Origin of the sequence: Pseudomonas sp. TYF_14 (assembly GCF_043105275.1) — a bacterium.
GTDB lineage: Bacteria > Pseudomonadota > Gammaproteobacteria > Pseudomonadales > Pseudomonadaceae > Aquipseudomonas > Aquipseudomonas alloputida.
On the sequence record NZ_JBICLK010000081.1, the window covers coordinates 249,185 to 255,978 of the forward strand.

Annotated in this window: 8 protein-coding genes; 7 read left to right on the forward strand and 1 reads right to left on the reverse strand. The window is 64.5% G+C overall.

What is annotated here, in order from left to right; genetic code table 11:
* Window positions 1-4: 4 nt before the first annotated feature.
* The 6 genes from ACF8O8_RS21720 to ACF8O8_RS21745 all read left to right on the forward strand — a co-directional run bounded on the left by ACF8O8_RS21720 (window position 5) and on the right by ACF8O8_RS21745 (window position 5,962).
* The gene (locus ACF8O8_RS21720) at window positions 5-1,558 is read left to right on the forward strand and encodes a sugar ABC transporter ATP-binding protein (protein ID WP_392510445.1); all 1,554 of its coding nucleotides are present in this window, start codon (window positions 5-7) and stop codon (window positions 1,556-1,558) included.
* Complete coding sequence (locus ACF8O8_RS21725) at window positions 1,555-2,550, forward strand: ABC transporter permease (RefSeq protein WP_392510446.1); 996 nt, start codon at window positions 1,555-1,557, stop codon at window positions 2,548-2,550. The genes ACF8O8_RS21720 and ACF8O8_RS21725 overlap by 4 nt, the downstream gene beginning before the upstream one ends.
* Before the next feature lie 4 nt (window positions 2,551-2,554).
* Window positions 2,555-3,577, forward strand: a complete 1,023-nt coding sequence (locus ACF8O8_RS21730) for a LacI family DNA-binding transcriptional regulator (protein WP_010953404.1) — start codon at window positions 2,555-2,557, stop codon at window positions 3,575-3,577.
* 15 nt (window positions 3,578-3,592) lie between these two features.
* Entirely contained in the window at window positions 3,593-4,501 is a 909-nt protein-coding gene (gene rbsK, locus ACF8O8_RS21735) for a ribokinase (RefSeq protein ID WP_392510447.1), read from the forward strand.
* A complete protein-coding gene (gene rbsD / locus ACF8O8_RS21740; protein WP_003250646.1) occupies window positions 4,498-4,896 on the forward strand; it encodes a D-ribose pyranase in 399 nt (132 codons plus the stop codon). Before rbsK ends, rbsD begins: the two co-directional genes overlap by 4 nt.
* A 64-nt stretch (window positions 4,897-4,960) precedes the next feature.
* Window positions 4,961-5,962, forward strand: a complete 1,002-nt coding sequence (locus ACF8O8_RS21745) for a nucleoside hydrolase (RefSeq protein ID WP_049587632.1) — start codon at window positions 4,961-4,963, stop codon at window positions 5,960-5,962.
* Here ACF8O8_RS21745 and ACF8O8_RS21750 read toward each other — a convergent pair.
* Window positions 5,934-6,146: a hypothetical protein gene (locus ACF8O8_RS21750; protein WP_003250649.1), complete on the reverse strand. Its 213-nt coding sequence runs from the start codon at window positions 6,144-6,146 to the stop codon at window positions 5,934-5,936. The two genes, ACF8O8_RS21745 and ACF8O8_RS21750, sit on opposite strands and share 29 nt — an antisense overlap.
* A 274-nt stretch (window positions 6,147-6,420) precedes the next feature.
* Between ACF8O8_RS21750 and ACF8O8_RS21755 the strand changes: the two genes are divergently transcribed.
* Window positions 6,421-6,741, forward strand: coding sequence for an I78 family peptidase inhibitor (locus tag ACF8O8_RS21755; RefSeq protein WP_049587634.1), 321 nt, complete (start codon window positions 6,421-6,423; stop codon window positions 6,739-6,741).
* The last annotated feature ends 53 nt before the right edge of the window (window positions 6,742-6,794 follow it).

Here is a 6,794-nt window from a genome sequence, read left to right on the forward strand (position 1 = left end):
GGCCATGCCTGCATTGGCCAATGAAGTGGTGCTTGCCGCCAGCGGCCTGGGCAAGACCTATGCCCAGCCCGTACTCGGCGAGGTCAGCCTGAGCCTGCGCGCGGGCGAAGTGCTGGCCCTGACCGGCGAGAACGGCGCAGGCAAGAGTACGTTGTCCAAGCTTATCAGCGGCCTGGAGGTGCCCACCACCGGTCACATGACCTACCGCGGCCAGGCCTACGCGCCCGGCAGCCGCGGCGAGGCCGAACGCCTTGGGGTGCGCATGGTCATGCAGGAGCTGAACCTGCTGCCGACGCTGACCGTGGCGGAAAACCTGTTTCTCGACAACCTGCCCAGCCGCTTCGGCTGGATCAGCCACAAGCGTTTGCGCCAGCTGGCAACGGCTGCCATGGCTCGGGTCGGGCTCGACGCCATTGACCCGGACACCCCTGTCGGCGAACTGGGCATCGGCCATCAGCAAATGGTCGAGATTGCCCGCAACCTGATCGGTGACTGCCATGTGCTGATCCTGGACGAGCCCACTGCCATGCTCACTGCGCGCGAGGTGGCGTTGCTGTTCATCCAGATCGAGCGCCTGCGCGCGCGCGGCGTGGCCATCGTCTATATCTCGCATCGCCTGGAAGAGTTGCAGCGTGTGGCCCAACGCATCGTTGTGCTGCGCGATGGCAAGCTGGTGTGCGACGAGCCGATCCAGCGTTACAGCAGCGCCGAGCTGGTCAACCTGATGGTCGGCCGCGAGCTGGGCGAGCATATCGACCTGGGTCGACGGCAGTTGGGTGCACCGCTGCTCAAGGTCGACAAACTGTGCCGTGGCGACAAGGTGCGCGAGGTGTCGTTCGAAGTCAGGGCAGGGGAGATTTTTGGCATCTCCGGCCTGATCGGCGCCGGCCGTACCGAGCTGCTGCGCCTGATCTACGGTGCCGATCGCGCCGACAGCGGCGGTATCGCGCTCGGCCAGCCGCCACAGGCGGTCAGCATCGACTCGCCCAAGGCTGCAGTGCGTGCCGGTATCGCGCTGATAACCGAAGACCGAAAAGGCGAGGGCCTGCTGTTGACGCAGTCGATCAGCGCCAACATTGCGTTGGGCAACCTGGGCGCGGTATCGCGGGCCGGTGTGCTCGATAGCGAAGCGGAAAAGGCCTTGGCCGAACGCCAGATCCAGGCCATGCGCATTCGCAGTGCTGGCGCGCAGCAAGTGGTGGGCGAGCTGTCTGGCGGTAACCAGCAGAAGGTGGTGATCGGCCGCTGGCTGGAGCGCGATTGCCAGGTGCTGCTGTTCGACGAACCCACGCGTGGCATCGATGTGGGCGCCAAGTTCGACATTTATGGCCTGCTGGCCGAGCTGGCGCGCCAAGGCAAGGCCTTGGTGGTGGTGTCCAGTGACCTGCGCGAACTGATGCTGATTTGCGACCGCATCGCCGTGCTGTCCGCTGGCCGCCTGATCGACACCTTCGCGCGTGATCATTGGAGCCAGGACCAGTTGCTTGCCGCCGCCTTCGCCGGTTATCAGAAACGTGACGCGCTGCTGCATGATGCAGCCCCCAGGATGGATGCATGAAAACCACCCCGCTCAACAACCAGGACGCCGCCCCCGTGCGCCGCAGCGGTACGTACTTTGGCCTGGGCACCTACCTGGGCCTGGCTGGCGCCTTGCTGGCGATGATCGTGCTGTTCTCGTTCCTCAGCAGCCACTTCTGGTCGTATGGCACCTTCAGCACGCTGGCCAACCAGATCCCGGACCTGATGGTGCTGGCGGTGGGCATGACCTTCGTGCTGATCATCGGCGGCATCGACCTGTCGGTGGGCTCGGTGCTGGCGCTGGCCGCCTCGACGGTGAGCGTGGCGATACTCGGCTGGGGCTGGGGCGTGCTGCCCTCGGCGCTGCTGGGCATGGCTGTGGCCGCATTGGCCGGCAGCATTACCGGTGGCGTCACCGTGGCCTGGCGCATCCCGTCGTTCATCGTCTCGCTTGGTGTGTTGGAGATGGCCCGTGGCCTGGCCTATCAGTTCACCGACTCGCGCACCGCCTATATCGGCGACGCCTATGCCTGGTTCTCCAACCCGGTCGCCTTTGGTGTTTCGCCAGCGTTCATCATCGCCTTGCTGGTGATCGTGCTCGCCCAGTTGGTACTGACGCGCACGGTGTTCGGCCGTTACCTGATCGGTATCGGCACCAACGAAGAGGCCGTGCGCCTGGCCGGTATCGATCCGCGCCCTTACAAAGTGCTGGTGTTCGCCCTGATGGGCCTGCTCGCCGGCCTGGCCGGACTGTTCCAGATCTCGCGGCTGGAAGCCGCCGACCCCAATGCCGGCTCTGGCCTGGAGCTGCAGGTCATTGCCGCCGTCGTGATCGGCGGCACCAGCCTGATGGGTGGGCGTGGCTCGGTCATCAGCACCTTCTTTGGCGTACTGATCATTTCCGTATTGGCCGCCGGGCTGGCGCAGATCGGTGCCAGCGAGCCGACCAAACGCATCATCACCGGGGCGGTGATCGTCATCGCCGTGGTGCTCGACACTTACCGTAGCCGGCGCGCAGGCCGGCGGAACTGACAACATGGCAACCATCAAAGACGTCGCGGCACTGGCGGGTATTTCCTACACCACCGTGTCCCATGTACTCAACAAGACCCGTCCGGTCAGCGAGCAGGTGCGGCTGAAAGTGGAAGCCGCCATCATCGAACTGGATTACGTGCCCAGTGCGGTGGCGCGCTCGCTGAAAGCGCGCAGCACGGCCACCATCGGCCTGTTGGTGCCCAACAGCGTCAACCCGTACTTCGCCGAGCTGGCGCGGGGTATCGAAGACGCCTGCGAGCGCAACGGCTATTGCGTGATCCTGTGCAACTCCGACGACAACCCGCAGAAGCAGCGCAGCTACCTGCGCGTGCTGCTGGAAAAGCGCATCGACGGCCTGGTAGTGGCCTCGGTGGGCCAGGACGACGACTTGCTGCAAAGCCTGGCCAGTGTGCGCACGCCAATGGTCATCGTCGACCGTGAGCTGGAAGGCGTCGATGCCGACCTGGTGCGCATTGACCACGAGCAGGGGGCGTACCTGGCCACCCGGCATCTGCTGGAGCTTGGCCATCGCGACGTCGCCTATATCGGTGGCCCCGCCGAAACCGGGGTTACCCAGCTGCGCCTGAGCGGTTTCCGCCGTGCCATGGCCGAAGCCGGTGCGCCCGTGCCGGGCAGCCGTGTACTGCACTGCGACTTCACCAGCCCGGGTGGCCATGCAGCGGCGGCGCAGGTGCTGGAAGGCAAGCGGCCCTCGGCGATTTTTGCCGGCAACGACATGATCGGCTTTGGTGTGCTGCGCGCTGCAGCCGAACGCAATATCAGCGTACCCGGCGAGCTGTCGGTGATCGGCTTCGATGACATCGAACTGAGCCGCTACGTGTACCCATCACTGACCACCGTGGGCCAGTCGATCCGCGAACTGGGCGAGAGCGCTGCCTCGTTGCTGCTGACGCGTATCGCTACGCCCCGGCAAGGCGCGGCGGAGCAGCGCATTGTCGCCCCGCGTATCGTCTTGCGTGAGTCCACCGGGCCGCGCCCGGACCTGTTCAATGATTACCGCTAACGCTAAGGAAACGTCATGAATGCCAAGGTTGTGGTGGTTGGCAGCCTCAACATGGACCTGGTGGTCCGCGCCCAGCGCCTGCCGCGGGCCGGCGAAACACTCCCCGGCGATAGCTTTTTCACGGTGCCGGGCGGCAAGGGTGCCAACCAGGCGGTGGCAGTGGCGCGGCTGGGCGGCAGCGTGGCTATGATCGGCAATGTGGGGGATGACGACTACGGGCGGCAACTGCACCGGGCCTTGTATGTCGAGGGGATCGACTGTCAGGGCGTCAGCACCTGTCCAGCCATGTCCAGCGGTGTGGCGCTGATCACGGTGGATGCTGCCAGCCAGAACTGTATTGTCATCATTCCCGGCGCCAACGGCCTGCTGACGCCGCAGTCGGTGCGGCGCTTCGATGCGTTGCTGCAGGCTGCCGAGGTAATCATCTGCCAGTTGGAAGTGCCAGCCAGCACCGTGGCCTGGACACTGGCCAGAGGGCACGAGCTGGGCAAGCAGGTGATCCTGAACCCAGCACCCGTTACCGGCCCCTTGCCAGCGGACTGGTTTGCGCATATCGATTACCTTACCCCTAACGAAAGTGAGGCCGAAGCCTTGACCGGTGTGGTGGTGACCGACCAGGACAGTGCCCGGCGCGCGGGCGAGCGCTTGCTGCAGCTGGGGGCAGGCAAAGTGATCATCACCTTGGGTGCGCAAGGTGCCTTGCTGGTTACTGCCCAAGGTCATCAGCACTATCCGGCGCCGCACGTGCAACCGCTGGACACCACCGCTGCCGGCGATACCTTCATCGGTGGCTTTGCTGCCGGCCTGGTGCGTGGGCTGGAGGAGGGGGAGGCGATCGCCTTTGGCCAGCGTGCTGCAGCATTGTCGGTTACCCGTGCCGGTGCCCAACCGTCGATTCCCTACCTGGCAGAGCTGACGCCATGAAGAAAACCCCGCTGTTGAACGTTGCCCTGTCGCGGGTCATTGCCGGTATGGGGCATGGCGATATCCTGGTGATTGGCGATGCCGGGCTGCCGGTGCCGCCGGGTGTGGAACTGATCGACCTGGCCATTACGCCTGGCCTGCCGGACTTCGCCAGCGTGCTGCGGGTGGTGCTGAGCGAATTGCAGGTTGAGCGGCATGTGCTGGCTGAAGAAATGCAAAAAGTGGTGCCGCCCGCGCTGGTCGAAATCGAGCGACTGAAGGGCAAGCTGGGCAAGCGCGAATGGCTGACCCACGAGGATTTCAAAGTGCTGTCGCGCAGTGCCCGTGCGGTGGTGCGTACAGGCGAGTGCCAGCCCTACAGCAACATTGCCCTCATCTCCGGCGTCACCTTCTAGCCGCTTCCGCAAAGGACGCCGGGCTGTGTAAACGCATGATTCATAGGCAACAGGAGTGCCACCCATGCTCAAGTCCCTGCTACAAGGAGTCGTCTTCATGGCCGCAGCCTCCACCCTCCAGGCCGCACCCATCGACCTGATCATCGACACCGATCCCGGCGCCGACGATGTGGTGGCGCTGTTTCTGGCCATGGCTTCGCCCCACGAACTCAGTATCCGCGCCATCACCACCGTGGCCGGCAACGTTCGCCTGGACAAGACCTCGCGCAATGCCCGCCTGGCCCGCGAATGGGCGGGGCGTGAAGACATCCCGGTGTACGCTGGTGCCGGCCGCCCATTGGTGCGCACGCCGATCTACGCCGCCGACGTTCATGGCGAAGAAGGCCTCACCGGCGTACAGGTGCACGAGCCGAAAGCGCCCCTGGCCCAGGGCAATGCCGTGCAATACCTGGTCGATACCCTCGGCGCAGCCGAACCACACAGCATCACCGTCGCCATGCTCGGCCCGCAGACCAACCTGGCCCTGGCGCTGATCCAGCGCCCGAGCATCGTCAAAGGCATCAAGGAGGTGGTGGTCATGGGGGGAGCGCATTTCAACGGCGGCAACATCACCCCGGTGGCGGAGTTCAACCTCTACGCCGACCCGCACGCCGCCGAAGTGGTGCTGGCCAGCGGCGTGCAGCTGACCTACCTGCCGCTGGATGTCACGCACAAGCTGCTGACCAGTAACGCCCGCCTGAAGCAGTTGGCAGCCGTGAACAACCAGGCGAGCAAGCGCGTGGTGGATATCCTCAATGCCTACATCACCCACGACATGGACGTGTATGGCATACCTGGCGGCCCTGTGCACGACGCCAGCGTCATCGCCTACCTGTTAAAGCCCGAGCTGTTCAGCGGCCGGCGTATCCACATGAGCATCGACAGCCGCGAAGGACCCACTTTCGGCCAGACAATTGCAGACTGGTACGGTGTGCTCAAGCGGCCGGCGAATGTGCTGTGGGTGGAGCAGGGTGATGCCCAGGGGCTGTTCGACCTGCTCAGTGCCCGTCTGGCGCGATTGGAATAGCCGCGTGCGGCGCGTAGCGCTCGAACACCTGGTCGATGAAGCTGCGTGCCGCCTCGGCACCGTTGTCGCGCACCAACAGGTCGATGGCGATCAGCAGCAACTCTTCCGGTGTGCCAGGGCTGTACGCGCTCTGGCCCTCGGCCCATTTGACCTTGATATCGGCATCGATGCTGTGGGTGCTCATGAAAAGCTCTCGCTGGGGGCCCGGAACGAAGGGGGAACACCTGACCCTGGTGTTCGATGGAGGCGGGATGCGCTCCACTTCTTGCAGCAAATCATGGCTTTGCGCCGGTGACCGTGCGAGCTAAGCATATGGCAAACGCAGCGTGTTGTGCAAAATCCGGTCACGATTGCTTTTCGCCTCGCCGCTGCAGTTCAGGCAGACTTGACCGGTTTTGCAACAAATGATGAGCGGAGCTGTCGGATCAGGCAGTTCCCGGACCGATTTAGGAGGCTTCATGTTCCGTACCCGTGCTTACCTGGCAACTCTGGCTGTGGCTGCTGTCCTGGCGGGTTGCAGCACTGGTGGCAATGCTGATGGCGGTGGTGCGCCGGCCGCGTCAGCGGGCAACGATGGCCGCTGCGAAGCCAGTGGTGCCGACTTTGCCATGGGCAAGCAGGCCAGCGCCGAATTGCTGGAGCAGGCACGCAAGGCCAGCGGCTCGCAGATGGCGCGCATTCTCAAGCCGCACGACGTGGTCACCCTGGAGTACCGCTCCGAGCGCCTGAACCTGAACGTGGACGAGCAGGGCAGGGTAACCCGCGTCAACTGCGGTTGATGCACGCGGGGGCAACTGCCTTGCGCAAAATGTGAAAAGCCTGCGCGGTCGCC